27 protein-coding genes are annotated in these 25,862 nt (G+C 73.0%); 16 read left to right on the top strand and 11 right to left on the bottom strand.

Annotated features, from left to right (window positions below):
* Positions 1–157: 157 nt before the first annotated feature.
* The 4 genes from G5C62_RS01145 to G5C62_RS01130 all read left to right on the top strand — a co-directional run bounded on the left by G5C62_RS01145 (position 158) and on the right by G5C62_RS01130 (position 5,436).
* Positions 158–712: a (2Fe-2S)-binding protein gene (locus G5C62_RS01145; RefSeq protein ID WP_164699742.1), complete on the top strand. Its 555-nt coding sequence runs from the start codon at positions 158–160 to the stop codon at positions 710–712.
* Entirely contained in the window at positions 709–3,207 is a 2,499-nt protein-coding gene (locus G5C62_RS01140) for a xanthine dehydrogenase family protein molybdopterin-binding subunit (protein ID WP_164699741.1), read from the top strand. The genes G5C62_RS01145 and G5C62_RS01140 overlap by 4 nt, the downstream gene beginning before the upstream one ends.
* On the top strand, positions 3,204–4,061 hold the full coding sequence (locus G5C62_RS01135) for a xanthine dehydrogenase family protein subunit M (RefSeq protein WP_164699740.1): 858 nt from the start codon (positions 3,204–3,206) through the stop codon (positions 4,059–4,061). Before G5C62_RS01140 ends, G5C62_RS01135 begins: the two co-directional genes overlap by 4 nt.
* A 166-nt stretch (positions 4,062–4,227) precedes the next feature.
* Positions 4,228–5,436, top strand: coding sequence for an SRPBCC family protein (locus G5C62_RS01130; protein ID WP_164699739.1), 1,209 nt, complete (start codon positions 4,228–4,230; stop codon positions 5,434–5,436).
* 30 nt (positions 5,437–5,466) lie between these two features.
* On the opposite strand, the gene G5C62_RS01125 is transcribed toward G5C62_RS01130, so the two are convergent.
* From G5C62_RS01125 to G5C62_RS01115, 3 genes are read right to left on the bottom strand one after another with little or no spacing between them, the layout of a single operon-like run.
* Positions 5,467–6,159, bottom strand: a complete 693-nt coding sequence (locus tag G5C62_RS01125) for an alpha/beta family hydrolase (protein WP_241175647.1) — start codon at positions 6,157–6,159, stop codon at positions 5,467–5,469.
* The gene (locus tag G5C62_RS01120) at positions 6,156–6,833 is read right to left on the bottom strand and encodes an HAD family hydrolase (protein ID WP_164699738.1); all 678 of its coding nucleotides are present in this window, start codon (positions 6,831–6,833) and stop codon (positions 6,156–6,158) included. The genes G5C62_RS01125 and G5C62_RS01120 overlap by 4 nt, the downstream gene beginning before the upstream one ends.
* A complete protein-coding gene (locus G5C62_RS01115; protein WP_036335909.1) occupies positions 6,830–7,519 on the bottom strand; it encodes a DedA family protein in 690 nt (229 codons plus the stop codon). Before G5C62_RS01115 ends, G5C62_RS01120 begins: the two co-directional genes overlap by 4 nt.
* Before the next feature lie 72 nt (positions 7,520–7,591).
* On the opposite strand from G5C62_RS01115, the gene G5C62_RS01110 reads away from it, so the two are divergent.
* Complete coding sequence (locus G5C62_RS01110; RefSeq protein ID WP_164699737.1) at positions 7,592–8,884, top strand: amidohydrolase family protein; 1,293 nt, start codon at positions 7,592–7,594, stop codon at positions 8,882–8,884.
* Between the two features lie 9 nt (positions 8,885–8,893).
* On the opposite strand, the gene G5C62_RS01105 is transcribed toward G5C62_RS01110, so the two are convergent.
* From G5C62_RS01105 to G5C62_RS01095, 3 genes are all read right to left on the bottom strand, one after another.
* Positions 8,894–9,280 carry a cupin domain-containing protein gene (locus tag G5C62_RS01105; RefSeq protein WP_036335906.1) on the bottom strand — a complete coding sequence of 129 codons (387 nt, stop codon included), beginning with the start codon at positions 9,278–9,280 and terminating at the stop codon, positions 8,894–8,896.
* A 47-nt stretch (positions 9,281–9,327) separates the two neighbouring features.
* The gene (locus tag G5C62_RS01100; protein WP_036335905.1) at positions 9,328–9,795 is read right to left on the bottom strand and encodes a hypothetical protein; all 468 of its coding nucleotides are present in this window, start codon (positions 9,793–9,795) and stop codon (positions 9,328–9,330) included.
* A gap of 124 nt (positions 9,796–9,919) precedes the next feature.
* The gene (locus tag G5C62_RS01095) at positions 9,920–10,747 is read right to left on the bottom strand and encodes an MBL fold metallo-hydrolase (RefSeq protein ID WP_164699736.1); all 828 of its coding nucleotides are present in this window, start codon (positions 10,745–10,747) and stop codon (positions 9,920–9,922) included.
* Between the two features lie 161 nt (positions 10,748–10,908).
* Between G5C62_RS01095 and G5C62_RS01090 the strand changes: the two genes are divergently transcribed.
* Positions 10,909–12,423: a TldD/PmbA family protein gene (locus G5C62_RS01090; protein ID WP_036335902.1), complete on the top strand. Its 1,515-nt coding sequence runs from the start codon at positions 10,909–10,911 to the stop codon at positions 12,421–12,423.
* Between the two features lie 76 nt (positions 12,424–12,499).
* On the top strand, positions 12,500–13,891 hold the full coding sequence (locus G5C62_RS01085) for a metallopeptidase TldD-related protein (RefSeq protein WP_164699735.1): 1,392 nt from the start codon (positions 12,500–12,502) through the stop codon (positions 13,889–13,891).
* A gap of 24 nt (positions 13,892–13,915) precedes the next feature.
* Here the strand turns inward: G5C62_RS01085 and G5C62_RS01080 are convergent, their stop codons facing one another.
* Together G5C62_RS01080 and G5C62_RS01075 are read right to left on the bottom strand one after the other, a co-directional pair.
* A complete protein-coding gene (locus tag G5C62_RS01080) occupies positions 13,916–14,071 on the bottom strand; it encodes a hypothetical protein (RefSeq protein ID WP_156119141.1) in 156 nt (51 codons plus the stop codon).
* A 36-nt stretch (positions 14,072–14,107) separates the two neighbouring features.
* Positions 14,108–14,320 carry a hypothetical protein gene (locus G5C62_RS01075; protein WP_241175646.1) on the bottom strand — a complete coding sequence of 71 codons (213 nt, stop codon included), beginning with the start codon at positions 14,318–14,320 and terminating at the stop codon, positions 14,108–14,110.
* Between the two features lie 275 nt (positions 14,321–14,595).
* Between G5C62_RS01075 and G5C62_RS01070 the strand changes: the two genes are divergently transcribed.
* From G5C62_RS01070 to G5C62_RS01060, 3 genes are all read left to right on the top strand, one after another.
* Positions 14,596–14,901, top strand: a complete 306-nt coding sequence (locus G5C62_RS01070; RefSeq protein ID WP_036335899.1) for a hypothetical protein — start codon at positions 14,596–14,598, stop codon at positions 14,899–14,901.
* Between the two features lie 91 nt (positions 14,902–14,992).
* A complete protein-coding gene (locus tag G5C62_RS01065) occupies positions 14,993–15,472 on the top strand; it encodes a hypothetical protein (RefSeq protein ID WP_036335898.1) in 480 nt (159 codons plus the stop codon).
* Positions 15,473–15,603: 131 nt separating this feature from the next.
* On the top strand, positions 15,604–16,605 hold the full coding sequence (locus G5C62_RS01060; RefSeq protein WP_164699733.1) for a C40 family peptidase: 1,002 nt from the start codon (positions 15,604–15,606) through the stop codon (positions 16,603–16,605).
* Positions 16,606–16,906: 301 nt separating this feature from the next.
* Here G5C62_RS01060 and G5C62_RS01055 read toward each other — a convergent pair whose 3' ends face one another.
* Together G5C62_RS01055 and G5C62_RS01050 are read right to left on the bottom strand one after the other, a co-directional pair.
* Positions 16,907–19,012: a hypothetical protein gene (locus G5C62_RS01055; RefSeq protein ID WP_164699732.1), complete on the bottom strand. Its 2,106-nt coding sequence runs from the start codon at positions 19,010–19,012 to the stop codon at positions 16,907–16,909.
* 65 nt (positions 19,013–19,077) lie between these two features.
* Positions 19,078–19,659 carry a YdeI family protein gene (locus tag G5C62_RS01050; RefSeq protein WP_206330419.1) on the bottom strand — a complete coding sequence of 194 codons (582 nt, stop codon included), beginning with the start codon at positions 19,657–19,659 and terminating at the stop codon, positions 19,078–19,080.
* A 131-nt stretch (positions 19,660–19,790) separates the two neighbouring features.
* Between G5C62_RS01050 and G5C62_RS01045 the strand changes: the two genes are divergently transcribed.
* The 5 genes from G5C62_RS01045 (at position 19,791) to G5C62_RS01025 (ending at position 23,253) form a co-directional block, all read left to right on the top strand.
* Entirely contained in the window at positions 19,791–20,546 is a 756-nt protein-coding gene (locus G5C62_RS01045; protein WP_164699731.1) for a histidine phosphatase family protein, read from the top strand.
* Positions 20,527–21,417, top strand: coding sequence for an NAD(P)H-hydrate dehydratase (locus tag G5C62_RS01040; protein WP_164699730.1), 891 nt, complete (start codon positions 20,527–20,529; stop codon positions 21,415–21,417). The genes G5C62_RS01045 and G5C62_RS01040 overlap by 20 nt, the downstream gene beginning before the upstream one ends.
* A gap of 126 nt (positions 21,418–21,543) precedes the next feature.
* On the top strand, positions 21,544–22,083 hold the full coding sequence (locus G5C62_RS01035; RefSeq protein WP_036335893.1) for a gamma carbonic anhydrase family protein: 540 nt from the start codon (positions 21,544–21,546) through the stop codon (positions 22,081–22,083).
* 4 nt (positions 22,084–22,087) lie between these two features.
* Positions 22,088–22,585, top strand: a complete 498-nt coding sequence (locus G5C62_RS01030) for a hypothetical protein (protein ID WP_164699729.1) — start codon at positions 22,088–22,090, stop codon at positions 22,583–22,585.
* Positions 22,582–23,253 carry a sigma factor-like helix-turn-helix DNA-binding protein gene (locus G5C62_RS01025; RefSeq protein ID WP_164699728.1) on the top strand — a complete coding sequence of 224 codons (672 nt, stop codon included), beginning with the start codon at positions 22,582–22,584 and terminating at the stop codon, positions 23,251–23,253. The genes G5C62_RS01030 and G5C62_RS01025 overlap by 4 nt, the downstream gene beginning before the upstream one ends.
* A 34-nt stretch (positions 23,254–23,287) precedes the next feature.
* Here G5C62_RS01025 and G5C62_RS01020 read toward each other — a convergent pair whose 3' ends face one another.
* A complete protein-coding gene (locus G5C62_RS01020) occupies positions 23,288–24,394 on the bottom strand; it encodes an acyl-CoA desaturase (RefSeq protein ID WP_164699727.1) in 1,107 nt (368 codons plus the stop codon).
* A gap of 184 nt (positions 24,395–24,578) precedes the next feature.
* On the opposite strand from G5C62_RS01020, the gene G5C62_RS01015 reads away from it, so the two are divergent.
* On the top strand, positions 24,579–25,784 hold the full coding sequence (locus tag G5C62_RS01015; RefSeq protein ID WP_241175645.1) for a zinc-dependent alcohol dehydrogenase family protein: 1,206 nt from the start codon (positions 24,579–24,581) through the stop codon (positions 25,782–25,784).
* The last annotated feature ends 78 nt before the right edge of the window (positions 25,785–25,862 follow it).

Raw genomic sequence — 25,862 nt, 5'->3', positions numbered from 1 at the left:
TTCCGCCGGCAGCCGGCCCGCCCGCAGCCGGGTCCGCCCGCGGCCCGCCGTCCCGAGCAGCCAACTCGGTCTGGCGCGTGAGTGTGTCCGTTGACACACTCACGCCGAGGCCGGGTGTTCTCGGCCACGAACGGCCCTGCAACGGAGCGGAGGACTCGTGACCCAGATCAACGTGCGGGTCGACGGGGCGTCCTACACGGACGACGTCGAGCCACGGACCCTGTTGGTCCACTACCTGAGGGAGCAGCTGGGCAAGGTCGGCACCGTCGTCGGCTGCGACACCAGCAACTGCGGTGCCTGCACCGTGCACCTGGACGGCCAGGCCGTGAAGTCCTGCACCGTGTTCGCGGTCCAGGCCGACGGCTGCCAGGTCACCACGATCGAGGGCGTCGCCACCGGCGAGGGCGACAGCGCCACCCTGCACCCCGTGCAGCGGGCCTTCCACGAGATGCACGGCCTGCAGTGCGGGTTCTGCACGCCCGGGATGATCATGGCCTCGATCGACCTGCTGAAGGAGAACCCCGACCCCACCGACGAGGAGGTCCGTGAGGGCATCGAGGGCAACCTCTGCCGCTGCACCGGGTACCAGAACATCGTCCGGGCGGTGCGCCAGGCGGCGGCGGAGATGTCGGGCAAGGCCGCCGACGACCCGCAGGCCGAGCCGGCCGCCGTCGACACCGCGGCCGCCGAGCACGTGGCGGTGCAGGCATGACCGCGGTCGAGGACCCGACCTCCTCGGTCGGCCTGCCGCCGGCCAAGGAGGTGGGGCAGGCGCGTCGCCGCAAGGAGGACGCCCGGCTGATCACCGGCAAGACGACCTGGACCGACAACATGGTGCTGCCCGGGATGCTGCACCTCGCGGTGCTGCGCAGCCCGGTCGCCCACGGCCGGATCACCCACCTGGACGTCAGCGCGGCGAAGGAGCGGCCGAACGTCGTCGCCGTCTACACCGGGGCCGACCTCGCCGAGGAGCAGGGCTCGCTGCCCTGCGCCTGGCCGGTCACCCCGGACATGGTCAACCCGGGGCACCCCTCGATCGCCGTCGAGCAGGTCAACCACGTGGGCGAGGCGGTCGCGGTCGTCGTGGCCCGCAGCCGCACCGCCGCCGCCGACGCCCTCGAGGCGATCGACGTCGACTACGAGCCGCTGCCGGTCGTGCTGGACATGGAGCAGGCCGTGCAGGAGGGCTCGCCCCTGGTGCACGACCACACCACGTCGAACACCAGCTACCACTTCGTCTTCGACGCCGGCGAGGCCGGCACGGGCAGTGACACCGAGCAGGCGTTCGCCGACGCCGAGGTCGTGGTCAGCCGCCGGTTCGTCCAGCAGCGGCTGATCCCGGCGTTCATGGAGCCCCGCTCGGTCGTCGTCCAGCCCTCCGGCGACAACTACACGATGTGGTCGGCCACCCAGATCCCGCACATCCTGCGGGTGATGGCCGCGATGGTCACCGGCATCCCGGAGCACAAGCTGCGGGTGATCGCCCCCGACGTCGGTGGCGGGTTCGGCGGGAAGCTGCAGGTCAACCCGGAGGAGATCCTCTGCCTGCTCATCGCGCGGCGGCTGGGCAAGCCGGTCAAGTGGACCGAGACCCGCGGTGAGTCGCTGATGACCGCCCACCACGGCCGCGACCAGGTCCAGTTCATCGACGTCGCCGCCGACCGCGACGGCACCGTCAAGGGCCTGCGGGTGCGGCTGCTGGCCGACATGGGCGCCTACCTGCGGCTCATCACCCCCGGCGTCCCGGCGCTGGGCGCGTTCATGTTCCCGGGGATCTACAAGTTCCCGGCCTACCGGTTCGAGTGCGACGGCGTCTTCACCAACAAGGTGCCCACCGACGCCTACCGCGGCGCCGGCCGGCCCGAGGCCACCTTCGCGATCGAGCGGATCATGGACGAGCTCGCCGTCGAGCTGGGCATGGACCCGCTGGAGGTGCGTCGGAAGAACTGGATCAACGCCGAGGAGTTCCCGTTCACCACGGTCGCCGGGCTGGAGTACGACTCCGGCGACTACCACCAGGCCACCGAGCAGGCGCTGGAGCTGCTGGGCTACGACGAGCTGCGGGCCGAGCAGAAGCGTCGCCGGGAGTCCGGCGACCCGGTCCAGCTGGGCATCGGCTTCTCCACCTTCACCGAGATGTGCGGGCTGGCCCCCTCCCGGGTGCTCGGCTCGCTCGCCTTCGGCGCGGGTGGCTGGGAGCAGGCGTCGATCCGGATGCTGCCCACCGGCAAGGTCGAGGTGGTCACCGGCTCCACGCCGCACGGCCAGGGGCACGAGACGGCGTGGAGCCAGATCGTCGCCGACCAGCTCGGCGTGCCGTTCGAGGACGTCGAGGTGCTGCACGGCGACACCGCCATCTCCTCGCGCGGGCTGGACACCTACGGCTCCCGGTCGCTGGTCGTCGGGGGCACCGCGGTCGTGAAGGCCGCGGAGAAGGTGGTGGAGAAGGCCCGGGTGATCGCCGCCCACCTGCTGGAGGCCAACGCCGACGACCTCGAGTTCACCGGCGGGAAGTTCACCGTGCGGGGGACGCCGGGCGCCGGGGTCGGCATCCAGGAGGTCGCCCTGGCGATCTTCGCCGCGCACGACTACCCGGAGGGCGTCGAACCGACCATCGACGCCGAGGCCACCTTCGACCCGGAGAACTTCTCCTTCCCGCACGGCACGCACATCTGCGCGATGGAGATCGACACCGAGACCGGGTTCGCCAAGATCCGGAAGTACGCCTGCGTCGACGACGTCGGCACGATCGTCAACCCGCTCATCGTCGAGGGCCAGGTGCACGGCGGCCTGGCCCAGGGGATCGCCCAGGCGATGTACGAGGAGGCGATCTACGACGCCGAGGGCAACCTGACCACCGGCAGCTTCGTCGACTACCTGGTGCCGGCGGCCTCGGACCTGCCGCACTTCGACACCGGCAACACCGTGCACGCGGCGACCAGCAACCCACTGGGCGCCAAGGGCGTCGGGGAGGCCGGCTGCATCGCCAGCACCCCGGCGGTGGTCAACGCCGCGCTCGACGCCGTCCGGCACCTGGGCGTCACCGACATCCGGATGCCGCTCACCCCGGAACGGGTGTGGCGGGCGATCCACCAGGGCGGCGACGGCGGAGACCGGGCCGCCGCCGGTTCCAACGCCCAGGGCGCCACCGCCGGCGAGACGGCTGCCGCGTCCACCGATCCGTCGTCCTCCGGAGGTCACCTGTGATTCCCGCACCGTTCGCTTACGCCCGCCCGACGACGGTCGAGGAGGCCCTGCAGGCGATCGCCGAGGGCGGTGAGGACGTCAAGGTCCTGGCCGGCGGGCAGTCGCTGATCCCGGTCATGCGGCTGCGGCTCGCCGCTCCCGAGGTGCTCGTCGACCTCACCCGGGTCGAGGAGCTGCGTGGGGTGCGGGAGGACGGCGACATGCTGGTCATCGGGGCGATGACCACGCACGCCGACGTCCTCACCGACCCGCTGCTGGCCCAGTACGGCCAGCTCATCGTGCAGGCCACCGAGACGGTGGCCGACCGGCAGGTGCGCCGCCGCGGCACGTTCGGCGGTGCCCTGGCGCACGCAGACCCGGCCGGGGACCTCCCGGCGGTCGCGCTGGCCCTGGACGCGGAGTTCGTGCTCGCCGGGCCGGGCGGGCGGCGCACCGTGCCCGCCGCGGAGTTCTTCGTCGACTACCTCACCACCGCGCTGGAGGAGGGGGAGCTGCTGGTCGAGATCCGGGTGCCCAAGCTCGGCGAGGGCTGGGGGGTCCGGTACGAGAAGTTCAACCGGGTGGCCCAGGCCTGGTCGATCGTGGCGGTGGCCGCGGCCGTCCGGCGGGAGGGTGGCCGGATCGCGGAGGCCCGGATCGGGTTGACCAACATGGGGCCGACCCCGCTGCGGGCCTCGGCCACCGAGGCGGCGCTGGTCGGGGTGGACGTCAGCATGGAGACGGTGACTGCGGCGGCCGCCCAGGCCGCTGAGGGCACCAGCCCCAGCAACGACCTGAACGCCCAGGCCGACTACCGGCAGCACCTCGCCCAGGTGCTCACCCGGCGGGCGCTGGCAGCCGCGGTCGGCCTGTAGCGGCGTAGCGCCGGACCGGTCCGTCACATCCGTGACGTGACCGGTCCGGCGGCGCCGGCAGGGGCGCGGTAGCGTCGCCGTCTCGCCTCGATCACCGCACGACCCGGACGGGCTGTCGCCGACTCGTCGCCTCCCGCCCGGGCTGCCCACTCTCGGAGGTCCTGCAGTGCAGCTGGAGAACGCGTTCACCGTGCCGGTGCCGATCGACGAAGCCTGGCGGGTGCTGCTGGACATCGAGCGCATCGCCCCCTGCATGCCCGGGGCCGCCCTCGACTCGGTGACCGGTGACGACTTCACCGGCCGGGTCAAGGTGAAGCTCGGGCCGATCAACCTGACCTACCAGGGCAAGGCGTCGTTCGTGGAGAAGGACGAGGCCGCCCACCGTGCGGTCATCGACGCCCGCGGCAAGGACCAGCGCGGCAACGGCACCGCCGCGGCCGTCATCACCGCGACGCTCGCGGCCGAGGGCGACACCACCCGCGTCGACGTCCTGACCGACCTGAACATCACCGGCCGGCCCGCCCAGTTCGGCCGCGGCGTCATGACCGACGTCGGCAACAAGCTGCTCGGCCAGTTCGCCGACAAGCTCTCCGCCCAGCTGGCCAGCGGCGACGCCGAGGGTGACGCCTCCCGGGCCGCAGCGGCCGTGGGCACGCAGGAGCCGACCGTGGCGGGGAAGGCCACCGCCGCTGCCGCCAAGGCCGCCGCGACCACCGCCGGCGTCGTCGAGGAGGCCGCGGCGAGCGTCGAGGGCGCTGCCGGTGACACCCCGGCGGCCGGCGCGGCCGAGAAGGCCGGTGCCGCGGCGAAGAAGACCGCCGCTGCGGCGGCGGACAAGGCAGCAGACGCGGAGCAGGCGGCGGCTCCGGCGACGGCGGCCAAGAAGGCCGCTCCCGCCAAGAGCGCCCCGGCCAAGGCTGCGGTCCCGGATCCGTTGGCCCCGCCGACGAAGGGCGCGCCGGCCGCCACCGGCACCGCCCCGGCTGCCGGCGACACGGCCCCAGCCGCCGGCGACACCGCCCCGGCTGCCGGCAGTCCGGCACCGTTCTCCGGCACCGGGACGGTCGAGGACCAGGCAGCCGACGCCGAGCCGGCCTCCACGACGGCGGCCGACGCGCCGGACGGTGGCCCGCGCAAGGCGCCGAGCAAGCCGCCGACCGGCACCACCGCCCCGCCGAACCGCCCGGCCGGGGGCGGCCCGGTGCGCAGCACCCCCAGCACGCCGCGGCGGCCGGTGACCCCGGCCGAGCCGGAGCCGATCGACCTGCTCGAGGTGGCCGGCGGGGCGGCGCTGACCCGCTACGCCGCGCCGGCGGCCGGGGTCACCGTGCTGGCGCTGCTGATCGCCCTGCTGGTGCGCCGCCGCCGCAGGTAGGAGCCTCCGGACGGTGATCAGGTGACCTGATCACCGTCTGTCCTCCCGCACCAGCGTTGGTGCGGGAGGACAGTCTCCCGTGTGGGGAGACGGGCCAGCGAGCGGGTCAGTGGCGGGCAGCCAGGCCACGGCTGCGGCGGCCACGGCGGCGGGGTCCTTCTTCAGCCCGTGGTCGCCCGGCACCGCCGCGACCGTTCCGGGGTGACCGGCGAGCGCGGCGACCACCTCATCGGGGCGGCCGAACGCGTCGGTCTCCCCCTGCACCACCAGCAGTGGGACGGCGACCTGCTGCAGCTCGGGCGCGCGGCTCTTCTCCGGCTTGCCGGGCGGGTGCAGCGGGAAGGCCAGCGTCAGCACCCCGGCGGCTCCCTGTCCGGCCGCCGTCCGGCAGGCCACCCGGGCCCCGGCGCTGCGCCCGCCCAGCACCAGCGGGCCGGTCAGCAGTCCGTTGGTGCGGAGTGCGTCCAGCACCGCCGTCCAGCCCTCGTCCAGCCGGGCCGGGGCGGGTGCGATCCGCCTGCCGGCCACCACCCACGGCTGGTCGACCCGCAGCACCCGCCAGTCGGCGGCGCACGCGGCGGCGGAGACGGCGAGCAGGTCGGCGGAGTCCGACCCGGCGCCGGCGCCATGACCCAGCACGAGGGTGCCGCGGACGTCGCCCGCCGGCTCGGCGCGGTGCACGCGGGCAGGGCCGAGGGGGGTGGGGACCTCCGCGGCGGTCACGCCGGCGGCAGCGCCAGCAGCGCCTCGACGACCTCCAGGAGGGACGCGCCCTGCACGTGCGGCGGCTCGTACACCGCGGCGTAGGCGGACTCGGCGCGGGAGCACCAGCCGCCGGTGAGGCCGGCGCGCTGGGCACCGTGCACGTCCCAGGAGTGGACGGCGACCAGCGCCAGCTCCGCCGGCGCCACGTCGCACACCCCGGCCGCCCAGAGGTAGGCCGCCCGGTCAGGCTTCCAGACGCCGATCGACTCGGTGGTCAAGGTCCGCTCGACCAGTGGGGTCACCCCGCCGCGGGACAGCCCGGCCTCGGCGACGCCTGGCGTCCCCTGGCTGAGCGTCACCGCGCGCACCCCCGCGGAGGTCAGCCGGCGCAGCGCGGGCTCGACGTCGGGGTGCGGGCTGAGCTCACCGAAGGCGTCGGCCACCGCCGTCCGCTGCGCCGCCGACAACCCGGTCAGCTGGGCGAGTGCGGCCTCGAACGCGTCCCGGAACCGGCACCGGGTGCCGGCGGTGGCGGCAGCGAACCCCAGCGCCAGCGTGCGGCTGAAGACGGTGGGCAGGAGGTGCCCCGGCTCGCCGTTCTCGATCAGCGTGGCCTGGACGGGGGCGAGGTCCAGCAGCGTCTCGTTGACGTCGAAGGCGACCACGGCCGGTCGCGTCCTCGGTGCGGTCATGCCTGGTCCCGCTCCTCGGCGGGGGCCTCCACGGGGAGGTCGGTGCCGGCGTCCGGCGGACGGTGGAACCGACCGGTCGCCTTTTTGTAGACGAACCAGGCCACGGCGGCGACGACGGCCACCACGACCACGTAGTCCAGGTACTGCAGGTTGGCCTGGACGAAGTCGCCGGCCGCGACGCCCAGGCCGATGAGCAGGCTGTTCCAGAGCAGGCTGCCGGCGGCGGTGAAGAGCAGGAACTGCGGCATCGGCATCTTCACGACGCCGGCCGGGACCGAGACGAAGCTGCGCACGATCGGCACCATCCGGCCGAAGAAGACCGCGGCGCGACCGTGCCGGGCGAACCACTCGAACGTCCGGTCCACGTCGGCGGTCTCGACCAGCGGCAGCCGGTCGAGGAAGGCGTGCGACCGGCGCGGGCCGAACAGCCGGCCGACCCAGTAGAGGACGATCGCCCCGAGCACCGAGCCGACGGTCGCCCACAGGATGACCGGCACGAGGGACATCCGGCCGTCGTTGATCAGCACCCCGGCCGCGCCGAGCACGACCTCGCTGGGGATCGGCGGGATGACCGTCTCGATGAGGATCGTCAGGCCGACGCCCACCGCCCCCAGCCGGTCGATGAGGTCGAGCAGGAAGCCGGTGATGCCGCCTTCGTCGGATGTGGCGGCGGCGAGGACGGACATGGGGCCCACGGTATCGGCGGTCGCCGTGCGCCGTCCTGCTGCCGGGCCGGGCCGGTCGTAGGGTCTGTCCCCATGGTGCACCGCTTCACCGCCCGCGCCGTCGTGGTCGGGGACCGCGCCGGCACCGTCGTCCCCGATGCCGTGCTGGACGTCGAGGACGGGCTGATCAGCTGGGTCGGCCCCGCTGCCGAGGCGCCGCCGGCCGGGGACGCCGAGGTCACCGCGCTGCCCGGGGTGCTCGCCCCCGGCATGGTCAACACCCACTCGCACGCACCGATGGTGCTGTTCCGCGGCCAGGGCGAGGGGCTGCCGCTGGACCGCTGGCTGAACGAGGTGATGTGGCCCCGGGAGGCGAAGCTCACCCCCGAGGACGTCGAGGTCGCGATGACCGCGGCGTCGGCGGAGATGCTGCGGCACGGGGTCACCACCAGCGTCGAGATGTACTTCCACCCCGAGCGGATGGCCGCTGCGGTGCGGCGCACCGGCGCCCGCGGGGTGATCACCCACCCGCTGATCGGCCTGCCCGGCTTCGGCACGTTCGACGAGCAGCTCGCCCGCGCCACCGACTCCGCCGGCACCGGTGACGACCAGGTCGAGTGGGGCATCGGCCCGCACTCGGCCTACACCGTGCCGCTGCCGGTGCTCACCCAGGCGGCCGAGGCGGCGCGCGAGCACGGCCTGCTGCTGACCACGCACGTCGCCGAGACCACGACGGAGGGCGCCGGGCTGCTGGCACAGCACGGCCTCAGCGTGCCGCAGCTCCTGGCCGCGCACGACGTGCTCGGCGGCCGGGTGCTGGGCGCGCACTGCGTGCACATGGACGACGGCGACCTGGAGCTGTGGCGCGAGTACGACGTCGCCGTGGCCCACTGCCCGGGCAGCAACACGAAGCTGGCCAGCGGCACCGCCCGGCTGCGGGACATGCTCGACCTCGGCATCCGGGTCGGCATGGGCACCGACGGGCCGGCGTCCAACGACAACCTCGACCTCTTCGAGGACCTCCGGCTGGCCGCCCAGCTGGCCCGGTTGCGCGAGCGGGACGCCACTGCGCTCACCGCCCCCGAGGCGTTCTGGCTGGCCACCGGCGCGGCGGCGGCGGCGATCGGCCGTGAGGACCTCGGCCAGCTGACCGTCGGACGGCGGGCGGACCTGGTGCACGTCGACACCGACGACATCGCCTTCGTACCGGTCGGCGAGGTCACCGACCTGCTGACCCACCTGGTCTGGTCGGTGGGCTCCCGGCACGTGCGCGACACCTGGGTGGCCGGGCGGCAGGTCGTGCGTGACGGGGCGTCCACGACGGTCGACGAGGCCGAGCTGCGGGCGGACGTGCAGACCCGGGCGATGCGGCTCGCCGGCCGCTGAGCAGGGAGGTCACTCCTCCGCGGAGAAGCGGTAGCGGACGTCGTCGAACGAGTCGGTCGGGAACGCGTAGACGAACCGCAGCGGGCCCTCGCCGGTGTTGCGGATGCCGTGCTCGGTGTCGCCCGGGATGAAGACCGCCGAGCCGGCGGTCACCGGGTGCTCCACCCCGTCCAGGACGACGACGCCGCTGCCCTCGACGAGGTGGTAGACCTCGGTGGCGGTGTGCCGGTGCAGGCCCAGCCAGCCGTCGGGGGCCAGCTCGGTGAGCCCGGTGTACAGCGCGGCTGTCGGCGTCCGGTCCTGGCTGAAGAGCACCCGGAACGACACCCTGCCCCGCACCGGGTCGTCCCACGTCTCGGCGTCGATCTCGGCACTGTCGCGGACCAGGGGCTGCATCGTGGGGTGATGCCCGCCGCGTCGTACCGGTATGCCCGATCGCCGGGTCAGCCTCGCGTCTGGTCGTCGGTCCAGGCGTAGAGCTGGTCCTCCAGCAGCACGGTGACCCAGCCCTCGCACAGCTGGGCGGTGTCGCCGAGGTCGGGCCACTGCCCTCCCCCGTCGAAGGGCATGCCGACCTGGTCCAGCGGGGTGCAGTCCGTCGGCAGCGACGTCCCGCCGGCCAGCGTCAGGTGCACGCGGACGCTGCCGCCGTCGTCGCCTGCGGCCTCCCCGGGCCGGACCACCGTCACGTCGGAGCCGACGGCGCGGGTCCAGTCCGGCACGTCGCCGCGGGGCGCGTCCTCGGCGGTGTCGTGGTCGGACGTCGCGGTGTGGCCCTGCAGCTCGGCCAGCGCGGCGCCGGGACCGTCCACCCCGGACGGCATGGTGACCGCCAGCGCGGCGGACCCCGCCCCGACCACGCCGAGGATCGCCGTCACGGCGCCGAGCAGGACCTTCTTCGTGCTGACCACCGGTGGTGCCTCCACTCGTTCGCGCCACCGGTCGGTGGCGGTACGAGCATCGGGCCGGCCGTCGTCAGCGGGCGTCGCCCGCCGGGCTGATCCGCCCAGGTCAGCAGGTCGTCCCCCGGGCGGATCAGGCGCGCAGCGAGATCGTCTGGCCGCGCCCCACGATGCGCACCTCACCGGGGGCCCGGCGGGCGGCCACCTCCGCGACGAAGTCGCCCAGCGGGCTCTTGAACAGGCCGTAGTCGTCGTAATGGACCGGCACGGTGACCGGCGGGCGCAGCAACTCGACCAGGTCGGCGCCCTGCCGGGCGTCCATGGTGACGGTGATGCCGGCGACCTTGGTGCCACCCAGGTGCGGGACCATGGCGTCCAGCGGCCCGCAGCGCTGCAGCACCTCCCCGAGGTACGGCCGGTAGAGGGTGTCGCCGCTGATGTAGCCGCGCCAGGTCACCTCCGGGCCGGCGACGCCGCCGAGCACCAGCTCCAGGACGCTGCCCATCACCTGCGGCAGCACCCGGGCCAGCGGGCCGGGGCCGTGGACGCCCGGCACGCTGGTGATCCGCAGCGTGTCCGTGCCGCGGGTCAGCACGTGGGTCTGCCAGGGCCGCAGGTCGGCCGTGGCGGTGAAGCCGCGCTTGCCCAGGCAGCCGGCTGCCTCCGGCGTGGTCACCACCGGGGTCTCCTTGGGCAGGGACCGGGTGGCCACCCGGTCCCAGTGGTCGCCGTGCATGTGGCTGAGCAGGACGGCGTCCAGCGCGGGCAGCTGCGCGGGCACCAGCGCCGGGTCGGTCAGCCGCCTGCTGCGCAGCCCGTAGCCCAGGTGCGCCCACTGGCCGCGGTGCAGGAAGTTCGGGTCGGTCAGCAGGGTGAACGGCCCGATCCGCAGCAAGGTGGTGGCGGTACCACCGAAGGTGAGCGTGACGTCGTTCCCGGGGCGTGCCTGGTCAGCTGCCATGTCGGCGGCTACCCGCAGAGGACGTCGGTCACTCCGCTGTTGTGCGCTCGTCGTCGCTCCACGGACCGGGAACCGACGGCGCGCGCACAACAGCGGGGGATCGGTAGCCGGGCTCACGAACTGCGTCGCTCCTGTCGGGTGCGCCTGGTAGACACGGAGCCGTGGCACAACCCCGTTCCGTCGACGAGTCCTTCCTCGCCCTCCCGTTGTCCGCGCTGGCCGATGCGGCGCTGACCCGCGCGGTCGACCTGGGCTGCGAGCACGCCGACCTGCGGGTCGAGCGGATCCGCACCCAGACCGTCCGGCTGCGTGACGCCCGGCTGGAGGCGCTGGCCGACGGCGAGGACCTCGGCCTGGCGGTGCGGGTCGTGCACGAGGGCACCTGGGGGTTCGCCGCCGGTGTGGTGCTCACCGCGGCCGAGGCGGTCCGGCTGGCCGAGGAGGCCGTCGCCGTCGCCCAGGTGTCGGCGGCGATGAACACCGACCGGGTCGAGCTGGCGCCCGAGCCGGTGTACGCCGACGGCGAGTGGGTGTCGGCCTACGAGGTCGACCCGTTCGCCGTCCCGGACGCGGAGAAGACCGCGCTGCTGGTCGAGCTCTCCGAGCGGCTGCTGGCCGCCGACGGCGTGGAGCACGTGCAGAGCAGCGTGATGCAGGTCAAGGAGCAGAAGTTCTACGCCGACACGGCCGGCACCCGCACCCGCCAGCAGCGCGTCCGGGTGAACCCGGAGTTCACCGCGCTGACCGTCGACCGCACGACCGGCACCTTCGAGTCGATGCGCACGCTGGCCCCGCCGGTGGGCCGCGGCTGGGAGTACCTCACCGGCACCGGCTGGGACTGGCGCGGTGAGCTGGCCGAGCTCCCCGAGCTGCTGCGGGAGAAGGTCAAGGCCCCCTCGGTCGAGCCGGGCCGGTACGACCTGGTCGTCGACCCGTCCAACCTGTGGCTGACCATCCACGAGTCGATCGGGCACGCCACCGAGCTGGACCGCGCACTCGGTTACGAGGCCGCCTACGCCGGCACCTCCTTCGCCACCGTCGACAAGCTGGGCACCCTGCAGTACGGCTCGCCGCTGATGCACGTCACCGGCGACCGCACCGCCGAGCACGGGCTCTCCACCGTCGGGTGGGACGACGAGGGTGTCGCCGGCCAGCAGTGGGACCTGGTCCGGGACGGGGTGCTCGTCGGATACCAGGTCGACCGCAACATGGCCCGGCTGCGCGGGATGGAGCGCTCCAACGGCTGCGCGTTCGCCGACTCCGCCGCCCACGTGCCGGTGCAGCGGATGGCGAACGTGTCGTTGCAGCCCACCCCCGGCGGCCCCTCCACCGAGGAGGTCATCGGCGGGGTCGAGCGCGGCGTCTACGTCGTCGGTGACAACAGCTGGTCGATCGACATGCAGCGGTACAACTTCCAGTTCACCGGGCAGCGCTTCTACAAGATCGAGGGCGGCCGGCTGGCCGGTCAGCTCCGCGACGTCGCCTACCAGGCGACGACCACCGACTTCTGGGGCTCGATGACCGCGGTCGGCGGGCCGCAGACGTACGTGCTCGGCGGCGCCTTCAACTGCGGCAAGGCCCAGCCCGGCCAGGTGGCCCCGGTCAGCCACGGCTGCCCGACCGCGCTGTTCGAGAACACGACCATCCTCAACACGAAGCAGGAGGGCGGGCGTTGATGTCGACGAGCGTCAGCGAGGCGACGAGTGAGCATCGCAGCGAGCGCCAGCGAGCGAGGAGCGGAGCGATGAGGTCATGAGCTCCTACATCTCCCCTCAGGAGCTGGTCGAGCGGGCGCTGGCCGCCTCGACCGCCGATGGGCAGATCACCTACGTCACCGACAGCTCGGAGGCCAACCTCCGCTGGGCGAGCAACAGCCTGACCACCAACGGCGCGATGCGCTCGCGGCAGGTCGTCGTCATCTCCTTCGTCGACGGCGGCGCCGGCATGGCCACCGGCACCGTGGCCCGCACCGGCACCCCGGACATCGCCGAGCTGGTGCGGATGAGCGAGCAGGCCGCCCGGGACGCCGGGCCGGCCGAGGACGCGATGCCGCTGATCAGCGAGGCCCCCGCCGGGTCGGGCGACTGGGACGCCGAGGCGTCCACCACCTCCATCGGCGTGTTCGCCGACTTCGCGCCCGCGCTGGGCGAGGCCTTCGGCGGCGCCCGCGACCGGGGCGAGCTGCTCTTCGGGTTCGCCGAGCACCAGCTGGCCACGACCTACCTGGGCACCTCGACCGGGCTGCGGCTGCGGCACGACCAGCCCACCGGGCGGGTCGAGCTGAACGGGAAGAGCGCCGACTTCGGCCGCTCCGTCTGGGCCGGGGTCGGCACCCGCGACTTCACCGACGTCTCGGTGGCCGGCCTCGCGGCCGAGGTGCAGCAGAAGATGGCCTGGTCGCAGCGCCGGGTCGAGCTGCCGGCCGGGCGGTACGAGACGCTCCTGCCGCCGTCCACGGTGAGCGACCTGATGATCCCCACCTACTGGGCGATGGAGGCCCGGGACGCCGACGAGGGGCGCAGCGTCTACGCCCGGACCGGTGGTGGGAACCGGATCGGGGACCGGCTGGCCCAGCTCCCGCTCACCCTGCGCAGCGACCCGTACGCCCCGGGGCTGGAGACCGCGCCGTTCCAGGTGGTCGGCGGTTCGTCCGGGTCCGCCTCCGTCTTCGACAACGGCATGGCCACGCCCGCCGTCGACTGGATCCGCGACGGGGTGCTGACCAACCTGATCCGGCCGCGGGCCTGGGCCCTGCGGACGACCGCACCGGCGACCGCCGCGGTGGACAACATCATCCTGGAGGACCCCACCGCCACCGCCTCGCCGGCGGAGATGATCGCGCGCACCGGACGCGGCCTGCTGCTGACCACGCTCTGGTACATCCGTGAGGTCGACCCGCAGACGCTGCTGGTCACCGGGTTGACCCGCGACGGGGTCTTCCTCGTCGAGGACGGCGAGGTGACGGGCGCGGTGAACAACTTCCGGTTCAACGAGTCGCCGGTCGACCTGCTGGGCCGGGCGACCGAGGCCAGCCGCACCGAGCGGACCCTGCCGCGGGAGTGGAACGACTGGTTCAGCCGGGCCTCGATGCCGATGCTCCGGGTGCCCGACTTCAACATGAGCTCGGTCAGCCCGGCCAGCTGACGCCGGCCGGGCGGCCGACCCCGGTCAGTGCTCGCGCCGGTCGCGGCCCGTCTGGCCGGGGTCGGGGCTCGACGTCGCGACCGCCGGGTCGACCGGGTCACCGGTCGGCTCGGGGCCCTGCGTGCCGGCGTCCGTGGAGGTGGGTTCGGTGGCCGGGTCGGAGCCGGCGGGTTCGGTCATGGCGACCGGGTACCCCGTGGAGCCCGGCCGGAACGGTCAGGGGGTGACGGGTCCGCGGCCGACGTCGTCGGGCTCGGGGGTCCGGAAGGCCGTGTCGGTCGGCGGCGCCGCCTCGGCGTCGCCCTCGCCCTCCTCAGGGGCGTCCGGCTCCTCGCCCCCGACACCGAAGCCCTCGGCCGTCGGCGGGGCCCCGGCCCCGGGATCGGCCGCGGGGATCCCGTCGTCCGCGTTCGGCAGGTTCGGCTCCATGGGTGCGCTCATCGACATGGCCGGCCCCTACCCCGCTGGTCGCCGGCGGATGCACGCGCGCCGGGACGCCCCCGCCACGGCACCGCTGGGGCGGGGTGCGGTCCCCGGGGCGGCCGGGATGGGCGTGGTGGGTGTGACGGGTGTGCGCAACTCGGCGACCAAACCGCGTTTCGTGCCCCTGTGTCACGGACATGAAACGCAATTCGTGTCTACTTCCCCACGAACGCCGACGACGACCCCCTGCCTCTCCGGCAGGACGGCGAGGGGAGCTCCACATGACGTACTGCCAGAAGCCCTCGATCTTCCAGGTGGGCAAGGTCCACGACAACGGCCCGTCCGTGATCGTCTCGGGCTGGGGCCTGGGCATGTGCGCCTCGTCGTGTCGATGCCACCGCAACCCGGAGGACGGCCAGCTGTCCCTCGCCGAGGACCAGGCCGGCGGCAGCCTGGGCCTGCGCAGCTTCACCCCGACCGGCACCTGCGACTGCTGTGAGGCGTGGACGTCGGCCGAGCTGTCCGCGATCCTGCGCGACGTCGCCGCGGTCGAGGCACTGGACGCCTCGGAGCCTGCCGCCGGCTGAGCCCCACCAGATCCGACCGAGCCGCCCACCGGGGAACCGGTGGGCGGCTCGTCGTCTTTGCCGGGCCTCCTCTCCGGGTAGGCCGGTGCCCATGTGGGCGAGAGCAGCGGTACGCGGTGCGGTGGCCGGGCTGGCCGGGGTGGCGGTCATGACGGTGGGGGAGAAGCTCGAACAGCAGGTGACCGGTCGCCCGGACTCCTATGTCCCGGCCCGGACGCTCACCGCCCTGGCCACCGGGCGGCGGCTCCCCGGTTCCGCGCGCCCCCCGGTGCGCAACCACCTCATGCACTGGGGCACCGGCGCCGCCGTCGGCGCGCTGCGTGGGGTCTGGGCCGCGGCCGGGCTGCGCGGCGTGCGGGCCTCCGCCTGGCACACCTCCGTGCGGCTGGCGGTCGACCAGACCCTGGAGAACGTCACCGGCGTGGGCGCGCCGCCGTGGACCTGGTCCCGGCGGGACCAGGTGGTCGACGTGGCGCACAAGGCCGTCTACTCCTTCGCCACCGGCGCCGTCGCCGACCGCCTCGTCGCGCCGGTGCGGGGCAGGAGAGGCGCACGGGGCTTGTGGGACTGAGGTCCACTGTGGACCGATCGGTCCCGGCGCGCCGCGCCTCTTGACAAGAGCGCGATCTCCCTACCGTCCGTCGAGACGTGCACGGAGTCCCTCGCCCCTCCCCGGGCGGAACGTGCGCAGACGGAGGCCCAGTGAACCGATCGACCAACCGGCGGTGGACGCGCGCTGCCGCCCTCGCGCTGACCGTCGGCGCGGCCGTCGTCCTGACCCCGTCGGTCGGCGTCGCGGCGCCGACCACTGCGGCCGAGGCCAGGCAGGCCGTCACCGACGCCGGGCTCGAGCTCACCGCCCTGGACGAGCAGGTCCACGAGGCCGAGGCCGCCGCCGTGCAGCACCAGGCCGCCGCGGATGCCGCCGCTGCCGCGGCCGTCCAGGCGCAGGCGCAGCTGGACGCGCTCGAGCCGCAGCTGCGGTCGATCGCCCAGGCCGGGTACGTCGGCACCACCCGCGGCCGGCTCGCCGCCTTCCTGACCAGCGGCTCGGCCGACGACCTGATCCAGCAGATGAACACCCTCGATCAGCTGGCCACGCACGCCGACGGCATCGTCGCCACGGCAGCCACCGCCCGGTCCGCGGCCGAGCAGGCGCAGCAGGACGCCACCGCGGCCGCGGCCGCCGCGGCCGCCGCCGAGTCAGAGCTGCGGGCGCAGAAGGAGCAGCTGGAGGGCGATCTCGCCGGGTACCAGGCCGACCTCGCCCGCCTGTCGGCCGCCGACCAGGTCCGGGTGCACAACGTCATCTCCGGGCCCGACGTGGTCCCGGCCCCCGCCCCGGCCCCGACGGCCGCCGCCGGCGTCGCCGTGCAGACCGCGCTCGCCCAGATCGGCGACATGTACGGCATCGGCGCCGAAGGCCCGGACTCCTTCGACTGCTCCGGCCTCACCCAGTACGCTTACGCCGCCGCGGGCATCTCGCTGCCGCACTCCAGCCGCGCCCAGTCGAGCCTGGGCGTCGCCGTGTCGAGGGCGGAGCTCCAGCCCGGCGACCTGGTCTTCTTCTACTCGCCGATCAGCCACGTGGGCATGTACATCGGCAACGGCCAGATGGTGCACGCCAGCGTCTCCGGCCGCCCAGTCGCGGTCACCAGCGTGGACAAGGGCGGCTACGTCAGCGCTCGCCGCGTCACCGGCTGAGTTGTCCACGGCCCCGACCAGCTAGCCACCAATTCTGGCTTGCCATGGGCGCACTCGCAGGGCTAGTTCCAGCGTCCAGCCCGCTCGGACCCTAGCCTTTCGGACCCTAACCTTCCGCCGCAACATGGTGAAGCCCTTTAGTGCCTGACGGTGGACGACTAACCAGCAAATTGTGACGTCGGGGAGGGTGGTCAGTGATGCCGACCTTTCAGGGAGCATGAAGGCACCGCGCTGGACTACCGCAGTCAGCTTCCGGCGATGCCTGCCGATAGGGGTACGGCAGACATCGCCAGCTGTTCGTCTAGGGAGACTCTGGGGCGGCGGCCTGCTGGGCGACCCGATGCAGGAAGCGTGACAGCTCGGGTGTCACTATTGCCCGTCCGATGTCCTCGAAGCTAAGGGCGAGGCTTGCCAAGAAGTCCTGACTTAACCTGTATTCGGGGCCGTGGTAGCGCACGTAACCATCGTCAGTGAGGGTCTTCATTATTGCGTCGGCCTTGTCGTCGGTGCGCAGCACGAATCTCCAGATTTGCTCCTTGTCGGCAGCCAATGTGCCGGCCGCGACGTGTTGAGTCCGCCGGAAAAAGCGCAGAAGTCTGCGCAGGGCGTGGTAATACTCTTGAACATCGGCCCTGTCCTCCGAGAGGGACGGTTCTCTGGAGAAGCGCTGCACCCACCCCTCAGATTCGACAGCTTCAATAAGCAGTCCCTGGCCAGAGATGCGGACCTGCTGGTCCCAGTCCGCAGTCACAATCTGACCGCGAATACTCAATCCCCTATGCGCCTCGATCGCACACTCTGCCCCCTTAAGCGTCACGAACATGGCGTCGATCTGCACATCGGGTCCGATGCGTAATGATCGGCCTTCTATGCGGACCTCGTCATCCGTGGTCAGGTCCAAGCGCTTGATCCGTGCGGGCAGCAAGACGGTGCCCGGAGAGTGGGTCGGCACTGTCATGACGGCTGGTGCCTCGCCCATCGACGAGTCAAGTTCAATCGTGAGTAGCCCATCACTCCTGAGGCTCCTCAGACTGAAGGAGTATTGAGCTCGAGCCTCTTCTCTCGCGCCGAGAGAGGCTAGTGCGAGATCGAGCAGTTCCGTGCTAAGGGCTCGGTCTTCCAAGAGGCTGAGCATGAACGGGGCCAGCCCCGGCGAGGGAAGGTCGGAGCCGCCTCGGAGCACGCGCGCAACGGCGCGCTGTTCATCATGTGATCCGTTGACTAGGACAAACGCCGCGACGTAATCACGGAAGGTGCTGTTCACGAATTGGTCGTTGGTGGCAAGTAGCGGGTGATTGGAGAGCTGTGATTCGATTGCGGCACGATATGAGTCCACGAGCGAGTCTGGTACCTGCTCGTCAAAATCCGTCGTCGTGCTGTGCTTAAACGACCGAACGGCCAGCCGGGAGCATTGCTCTCGGACGTCGTATAGGTTATTGAGCTGCTCTGCTGTGAACATGGCTCGGCTGATATCGTCGAGCCAGTTGTTCAAAAACTTGTCATGCTCACGCTCCAGTAGGCGGAGCATGAGGTTCGAGAGGAGGGTCCACTCCGGGAACGTGTCCGTCAGAGTCGTCAGGTGCCCCACATCAAGGTTGCGAAAGTCAGGAACGTGCAGATAGGTTGCCAAGCCTTCAAGCACTGGCGAATAGCCGAGCAATCTGCGGCCGTTTGCGCTAGTCCAAGCTTGGTCGAGTGTCGGATAGCCAGCAGCTTCCCCCAAGCGGCTCAGGACGGTGTCGCGTGATGTCTGGAAGCTCTCTCGATGCTGGCGGTGGGCAAGCGTTCGCTCGTTCTTCCGAAACAGTGCGTCCAGTTTCAGGTCAAGGTAGGCGAGTGCTTGGTCGCGACTAAAGTAATCAAGCTCAAGCTCGGCGATCGGGACATTCTCGGTATCGAAAGCGAACCGGACCCACTCTGCGCTTTCGTGGCGCGCCATCAAGACAACGTTCCGTGCGCCCTGTGACGTTCGCAGGAAACGGGCCAGTCCTTGTAGGAATGCGACAAAGTTTGCCTCACTGGACGAGACGTGCGTCTCGTCCAGTGCGTCGAGGACAAGTGTGCTGTGGCCTGCTCGCAGTGATCGCTTGAACGTCAAACTGGCATCTTCGCCTAGCCCCTCGTCGAGTAGTCCCACGAAGGACCCGTCGGCGACTCGCTGCCCGGCTAGGTCGGCCAGTAGGCCGTTGCTGGATGCTGCTATGGCTTCCGCTGCCGTACTCTTTCCCGCCGCCGCTGGGGCTATAATCAGAACAGCCGGAGCGTTTTGCGGGCCCTCCCGTTCCAGCAAATTTGGTGCGACGAAATCCTGACGAATGTTGGCAACCCGGCTGAGTCCGCGAGACTCATCGACGACTGGTGGTGGCGGGGCCGAGGGCAGTTGCTGCGCGAACTCTAAGACGTTCATAGGGGCATCCTGCTGGAACGGGGAGTTCGTGGCCAGGACTGCTCTCAGGTGCAGTCCCTGCCGGATCAGTCGTGGAAGCGGCGACCCTCTGCGAGCAGCTGCACGCAGGCCGCGATCCGCTTGGCCCGGGTCTGCGGCGTGGCGGCGGTGTGCACCCGCCACAGCACGGCGTACCGGTTGGCCCCGTCGAGCCCGGCGAACGCCTCCTGGGCGGCGGGGGCCGCCGCCAGTGCGGCGGCCAGGTCGTCGGGCACGGTGATCGTGGCGGGCCCGGCGTAGGCGCGGTCCCACCGGCCGTCGGCCTGCGCGGCCTCCACCGCGGCGAGCCCCGCCGGGCGCATCCGGCCCTCGGCGACCAGCCGGGCCACCGTCTGCACGTTCTTCTGCGACCAGACGCTCTTCGGCCGCCGCGGCGTGTACCGGACGGTGAACCAGTCGTCGTCCACGCGGTTGGCCCGGCCGTCGATCCAGCCGTGGCAGAGCGCCACCTCGACCGCCTCGGCCGCGGTCAGGGAGGGGATGCCGGCCGACTTCTTGGCGATCTTCAGGAACAGGCCCGGCGCCCGGTCGTGCTCGGTGGCCAGCCAGGCGTCGAAGTCGGCGGGGGTCGCGAACACCCGGGTCTCGAACGTGCTCTCGTCGGCCACGCCGGCCATCGTCCGCAGCCGCACCCGCGCCGTCCAGGGGGCCCGGCGTCCGGTTTGTCCGGGCGGCCGGTCGGCTACCGCAGGGCGGACGGCGCCCAGCAGAGGCGCCGCGACGACGGACGGGACGACGGATGGCACGGGCACCTGGCCCCACTGCCCTGTGGGTGGTCCGGCACGGCGAGAGCGTGGGCAACCTGGCCGATGCGCACGCGCACGAGACCGGTTCTGGCCGGCTGGAGCTCGACGTCCGCGACCCCGACGTCCCGCTGTCGGACACCGGCGAGCGGCAGGCCGACGCCCTCGGCGCGTGGTTGGCGGGGCTGCCGGCGGACGAGCGCCCCACCACCGTGCTGAGCTCGCCCTTCAGCCGCGCGGCCGAGACCGCCCGGCGGGCGGTGGCGGCGAGCGGGCTGGACCTGACCGTCCGCTACGACGAGCGGCTGCGGGAACGGGACTTCGGCGTCTTCGACGGCATGACCGGTCAGGGCATCCGCGAGGAGCACCCGGACGAGGCCGGCCGCCGGGAGCTGCTCGGCAAGTTCTACTACCGGCCACCGGGCGGGGAGAGCTGGGCCGACGTCGCCCTGCGGGTGCGCAGCCTGCTGGCCACCGAGGCGCTGCGGCACGACGGCGAGCGGCTGCTCTGCGTCTCGCACCAGGCCGTGATCATGGTCTTCCGGTACGTGCTGGAGGAGCTCTCCGAGCAGCAGCTGCTGGACATCGACCGGGCCGAGCAGGTCGCCAACACGTCCGTGACCCGCTACGAGTCCGCCGACGGCGGGCTGTTCCGGCTTGCCGGCTTCAACGGCGTCGACCACCTGGACGACGCCGACCGGGGCGAGGGCGCCCCCGTGACCGAGGAGACCGATGTCCCGTCCCCGGCCTGACCACACCCTGGTCAGCCCCCAGGTGCTCCGCGACTGGCGACTGCCCGAGCCGACCGGCGGCAAGGAGGCCCGCGGTTCGATCCTGGTCGTCGGCGGGAGCACCGAGACCGTGGGCGCCGTCCTGCTGGCCGCCGAGGCCGCGCTGCGCTCCGGGGCCGGGAAGCTCCAGGTCGTCGTCCCGTCCAAGGTCGCCCCGCACGTCTCCATCTCGCTGCCCGAGGCGCTGGTCCGCGGCGTGCCGTCCACCGAGGCCGGCGCCATCCGGGGCTCCTCGGCCGAGCTGTTCCTCGACCTGGCCCAGCAGGCCTCGGCGGTGCTGATCGGTCCAGGCATGGCCGACGAGCCGGAGACCCGGAGCCTGGTCGAACAGCTGCTGCCCGAGCTCGAGGGGCCGGTGGCGCTGGACGCGCTGGGGCTGGCCGCCGTCACCGCCGACCCGGCCTGCCTGCACCACCTGGGCAGCAACGTCGTGCTCACCCCCAACCCGGCCGAGCTGGCGATCGCGTTGCACGTGGAACCGGACGAGGTGGACGACGACCCGGCGGGTGCCGCCCAGCGGCTGGCCGAGCAGACCCGCGCCGTGGTCGGCCTGGGCGGGGTGACCAGCTGGATCGCCGCACCCGACGGGCGGCTCTGGGCCGACGAGAGCGGGGGTGCCGGGCTGGGGGTCTCCGGCTCCGGCGACGTGCGCGCCGGGATCGTCGCCGGGCTGCTGGCCCGGGGCGCGGAGCCGGCCCAGGCGGCCGTCTGGGCCGCGCACCTGCACGGCCGGGCCGGTGAGCGGCTGGCCGCGACCGTCGGGCAGCTGGGCTTCCTCGCCCGCGAGCTGCCACCGGAGATCCCCCGGGTGATGGCCGAGGTGGACCTCTGAGCTGGCGGCTGGTCCCGACGGCTTCCCTGCGCAACGTCGTGGTCACCCGGCGCGCCGACGGCCCGGTGTGATCTGCTGCGCCCAGCAGCGGGAACCGCCCGCGACCTCGGTGAGGAGTGCAGCAACGTGGCTGACAGCTACATCGGAGCCCTCGACTTCGGTGCCCCGGAGATCGACGAGCAGGCGTTCGTCGCCCCCACGGCCGTCGTGGTCGGCAAGGTGAGGATGGGGCCGCGGGCCAGCATCTGGTACGGCGCCATCGCCCGGGCCGACTCGGAGGTCATCGAGATCGGTGCGGACTCCAACGTCCAGGACGGGTCCACCCTGCACAGCGACCCCGGGCACCCGCTGGTGATCGGTCGCGGCGTGACCGTCGGCCACAACGTCGTGCTGCACGGCGCCCGGGTCGACGACCACGTGCTCGTGGGCATGGGCAGCACCGTCCTCAACGGCGCGCACATCGGCTCCGGTTCGATCGTCGCCGCCGGCGCCGTGGTCATGCAGGGCGCGCAGATCCCGCCGAACTCCCTGGTCGCCGGGGTGCCAGCCAAGGTGCGGCGGGAGACCACCGAGGACGACCGCACGGCGATCGAGCTGAACGCGAAGAGCTACACCGACCGGCTCGACCAGCACCGCGCCGTCCGCCGGGTGCAGCAGGCGGGCTGAGCGGATGAGCGCCGAGGAGCTGCGCCGTCAGGTCTCCTGGACCGTCGATGACACCTCAGCGGCCCGGCGGGCCGGCCGGTTCCTCGGCGGGGTCGTCCATCTGGTCTCCGCGCTGGCGACCCTGGGCGCGGACGCCGGGACCGGGGCTCGTCGACCCGGGTGGACCCTGCCGGCCGACCCGGACGACTACCTGGACCTCGGTCCGCTGACCCTGCGAATGCCCGAGTCCGGCCCGTCGGAGCCGGTGCAGGCGACGCGGACCGGGGTCTGGGCGACCCCGGCGGGGAGGCCGGCGCGACGGCTGCCGGTCGAGGCGTGGCGGGTGGTGGCGGCGGTGCCCGGAACCGGCTCGCGCTCGCCCCGCCACCCGGAGGCGGAGTGGACGCTGACCGTCAGCGACGGGTCGGCGCACGGGTCACTGACCGGCGCGTGGCTGGGGCTCGCCTGGCTCGGTCACGTGGCCGGCTGGTCCGAGCCGGTGGCGTCGCCGGGGAGCGCATGACCGCTGGGGCGTTCGAGGAGTTCGTCGCCGCGGAGTCGACGCCGTCCCTCCGCACGGCGTACCTGTTGACCGGTGACGGCCGCGCGGCCGGGGACCTGCTGCAGGAGGCGCTGATCGCCGTCCACGGCCGCTGGGACCGGCTCGCGGACCGGGAGGAGGCGGCGGCCGCCCTCCGGCGGGAGCTGGTGGCCGCGCACCTGGGCCGGCGGTGGAGCCGGTTCGGTGCGGTGCTCGCCGACTCCCGGCTGATGGCCGGCACCACCGGCATCCCCGGCTTCGCCTCGGCGCACCCGGATCCGGTCCCGTCGGACGAGACGGCGGCCGCGCTGGCCCACGTGCTCCCGCGGCAGCGGGCGGCCCTCGCACTCCGGTACGGCACGGACCTGTCGGAGGCGGCAGTCGCCGACGCGCTGGGCGCGCCGGTGGCCGACGTCCGGGCGCGCATCGCCGACGGGCTCGGCCGGCTGGGCGAGCTCCTCGAGGTGGACGGCGGAACCGCGGCGGCCCGGGTGGGCGACCTCGCCGGGCGGGCCCCCGCCGACATCGGCGACGTCCACGGCTGGGTGCTGGACGGTGAGCGGTCGCAGCGTCGGCACCGGGCCGGGCTGCTCGCCCTGGCGGGGTTCTTCGTCCTCGTCGTCCTGCTGTTGCTGTTCACCGGACGATGAGGCCCCGCTGCCGGTGAGGCAGCGGAGCCCGACGTCAGTTGCGGATCGAGGCCGTCAGCGGGCAGACGAACGGGTCGCGCTCGCCGAGCCCGACGCGGTTCAGGTACTGGACGACGATCCGGTACGAGCCGACCAGCGACGTCTCGGTGTAGCTGATGCCGTACTGGGCGCAGTGCGCGCGCACCATCGGCTGCACCTTCTTCAGGTTCGGCCGCGGCATGCTCGGGAAGAGGTGGTGCTCGATCTGGTAGTTCAGGCCGCCCATCATGAAGTCGGTGACCCGGCCGCCCTTGATGTTGCGCGACATGAGCACCTGACGGCGCAGGAAGTCGACCTTCGCGTTCTTCGGGACGATCGGCATGCCCTTGTGGTTGGGCGCGAACGAACCACCCAGCAGCAGACCGAACACGGCCTGCTGGACCAGGATGAACGCCACGGCCAGCAGCGGCGGCATGATCAGGAAGACCGCGGCGACGAAGAGCCCCAGCCGGGCCGCGATGATCGCGATCTCCAGCCGGCGGTGCGGCATCGCCTTCTCGCGGGCCAGGGTGGCCAGGCTGTTGGCGTGCAGGGCCGCGCCCTCGAAGCAGAGCAGCGGGAAGAACGCCCAGCCCTGGTGCCGGGTCCACCAGCCACGCAGCCCGCTCATCCGGTCCTCGGCGTCGTCCGGCGTGAAGGCCAGCACCGCGGACTCGATGTCGGGGTCCTTGCCCATCTGGTTCGGGGCGTTGTGATGCCGGTTGTGCTTCTGCATCCACCAGCCGTAGCCGATGCCCGCGAAACCGCAGGAGAGCACCCGGGCGTTCCACTCGTTGGCCCGGTGCGAGCCGAAGGCCTGCCGGTGGGCGGTGTCGTGGCCCAGGAAGCCGAACTGCGTGCAGACCAGCGAGAAGACGACGGCCAGCCCCAGCTGCCACCAGGAGTCGCCCAGTGCCACGATCGCCACCCAGACCCCGGCGAAGGCGGCCACGGTCAGCGCGATCGACACGACGTAGTACGGGCGGCGGCGGTTCAGCAGCCCGGCGTCCTTCACCTGCTGCGAGAGCTCGGCGTAGACGCTGACCTGACGGTCGCGGGCTCGCTCGGGGCGAGGCGCCCGGGCAGGGAGGGGCGTGGAGCCCTCCAGGGTGGTGGCGGTCATCTGCTCTCTCAGGCTGGGTCCCGGGCTGCTCCGGGCTGTGCCGGTCTGACCGGCGACGACAGGGGACCGCGCTACGTCTGGCTGGAGCACCGCGTAGCGCCGACGGTAGGCGACGGCGCACACCTGTGCCATGCGGGTGCCGGGCCGACGCCGCCGCCCCGGCCCCCTGAGGGAGGCTGTCGGGGTGCGCGCGTTGGTGTTCGAGGAGTTCGGTGGCCCGCTGACGGTCCGGTCGGTGCCCGACCTCACCCCCGACCGGGACGGCGTCGTCGTCCGGGTCGGAGCAAGCGGGATCTGCCGCAGCGACTGGCACGGCTGGTCCGGCCACGACCCCGACGTCGTCCTGCCGCACGTGCCCGGCCACGAACTGGCCGGCACCGTGGCCGCGGTCGGTGACCGGGTGCGGACCTGGTCGGTGGGCGACCGGGTCACCGTGCCGTTCGTCTGCGCGTGCGGGCACTGCGGGCCGTGCCGGGAGGGCGCCGGGCAGGTCTGCCTGAACCAGACGCAGCCCGGGTTCACGCACTGGGGTTCCCTGGCCGAGTACGTCGCCCTGGACGCCGCCGACGTCAACCTGGTCGCCCTGCCCGACGGCATGCCGTTCGCCACCGCGGCCGGCCTGGGCTGCCGGTTCGCCACCGCCTTCCGGGCCGTCACCGGCGTCGGCCGGGTGCGGCCCGGGGAGTGGGTGGCGGTGCACGGCTGCGGCGGGGTCGGGTTGTCCGCGGTCCAGGTCGCGGTGGCGGCCGGGGCCCGGGTGGTGGCCGTCGACATCGCCCCGGGTGCCCTCGAGCTGGCCCGGGCCTGCGGTGCGGAGCACACGGTGGACGGCGCCGGCGACGTCCCCGGCGCGATCGCCGAGCTGACCGATGGCGGTGCGCACGTATCGCTGGATGCGCTCGGCGCCGCCGTGACCTGCCTGAACTCCATCCGCAGCCTCCGCCCGCGGGGGCGGCACGTGCAGGTCGGGCTGCTGCCGCCGGTGCTCGGCCGCCCGGAGATCCCGATGGAGCGGGTGATCGCCGGCGAGCTCGCCCTGCTGGGCAGCCACGGGATGGCGGCGGCCGACTACCCGGCGATGCTCTCGCTGATCACGGCCGGCCGGCTGCACCCGGAGCTGCTGGTCACCCGCGAACTCGGCCTGGACGACGCCGGTCACGCTCCCCAACGGGCAGACGGTCGACGTGCCCAACTCCGCGTTGCCCAACGACGTGCCCACGGGCACGCCGACGCCCACGGAGCCGGAGACGCCCGTCCCGGTCGCGCCCACCAGCCCGGTGCCGCCGGACGACGGCGAGGACGAGGAGCCGGTGGGCACGCCGTCCCGGACGACCACCCCCCGCGCGCCGACCCGAAGGGAGGGGCGCCGATCAGGCGCCACGCCACGTGACGAACCCACCGAACAACCCACCCGGGCAGCCGTCGTCCGGCTCCACCCGCAGCGGCGAGGCCCCGGGCGTCGACCAGG

The organism is Modestobacter sp. KNN46-3 (genome assembly GCF_011039295.1).
This window is presented reverse-complemented; position numbering and strand designations above follow the sequence as displayed.

Bases quoted from the DNA above. Each gene is read 5' to 3' on its own strand.
- G5C62_RS01115 (WP_036335909.1), bottom strand. From the start codon at position 7,519: ATGTCCGTCCTCGCCGCCGCCACATCCGACGAAGGCGGCATCACCGGC.
- G5C62_RS01075 (WP_241175646.1), bottom strand. From the start codon at position 14,320: ATGGAGCCGAACCTGCCGAACGCGGACGACGGGATCCCCGCGGCCGAT.
- G5C62_RS01085 (WP_164699735.1), top strand. From the start codon at position 12,500: ATGAGCTCCTACATCTCCCCTCAGGAGCTGGTCGAGCGGGCGCTGGCC.
- G5C62_RS01080 (WP_156119141.1), bottom strand. From the start codon at position 14,071: ATGACCGAACCCGCCGGCTCCGACCCGGCCACCGAACCCACCTCCACG.
- G5C62_RS01105 (WP_036335906.1), bottom strand. From the start codon at position 9,280: ATGCAGCCCCTGGTCCGCGACAGTGCCGAGATCGACGCCGAGACGTGG.
- G5C62_RS01020 (WP_164699727.1), bottom strand. From the start codon at position 24,394: ATGACCGCCACCACCCTGGAGGGCTCCACGCCCCTCCCTGCCCGGGCG.
- G5C62_RS01070 (WP_036335899.1), top strand. From the start codon at position 14,596: ATGACGTACTGCCAGAAGCCCTCGATCTTCCAGGTGGGCAAGGTCCAC.
- G5C62_RS01055 (WP_164699732.1), bottom strand. From the start codon at position 19,012: ATGAACGTCTTAGAGTTCGCGCAGCAACTGCCCTCGGCCCCGCCACCA.
- G5C62_RS01095 (WP_164699736.1), bottom strand. From the start codon at position 10,747: ATGGCAGCTGACCAGGCACGCCCCGGGAACGACGTCACGCTCACCTTC.
- G5C62_RS01110 (WP_164699737.1), top strand. From the start codon at position 7,592: ATGGTGCACCGCTTCACCGCCCGCGCCGTCGTGGTCGGGGACCGCGCC.
- G5C62_RS01045 (WP_164699731.1), top strand. From the start codon at position 19,791: ATGGCACGGGCACCTGGCCCCACTGCCCTGTGGGTGGTCCGGCACGGC.
- G5C62_RS01025 (WP_164699728.1), top strand. From the start codon at position 22,582: ATGACCGCTGGGGCGTTCGAGGAGTTCGTCGCCGCGGAGTCGACGCCG.
- G5C62_RS01040 (WP_164699730.1), top strand. From the start codon at position 20,527: ATGTCCCGTCCCCGGCCTGACCACACCCTGGTCAGCCCCCAGGTGCTC.
- G5C62_RS01030 (WP_164699729.1), top strand. From the start codon at position 22,088: ATGAGCGCCGAGGAGCTGCGCCGTCAGGTCTCCTGGACCGTCGATGAC.
- G5C62_RS01120 (WP_164699738.1), bottom strand. From the start codon at position 6,833: ATGACCGCACCGAGGACGCGACCGGCCGTGGTCGCCTTCGACGTCAAC.
- G5C62_RS01065 (WP_036335898.1), top strand. From the start codon at position 14,993: ATGTGGGCGAGAGCAGCGGTACGCGGTGCGGTGGCCGGGCTGGCCGGG.
- G5C62_RS01140 (WP_164699741.1), top strand. From the start codon at position 709: ATGACCGCGGTCGAGGACCCGACCTCCTCGGTCGGCCTGCCGCCGGCC.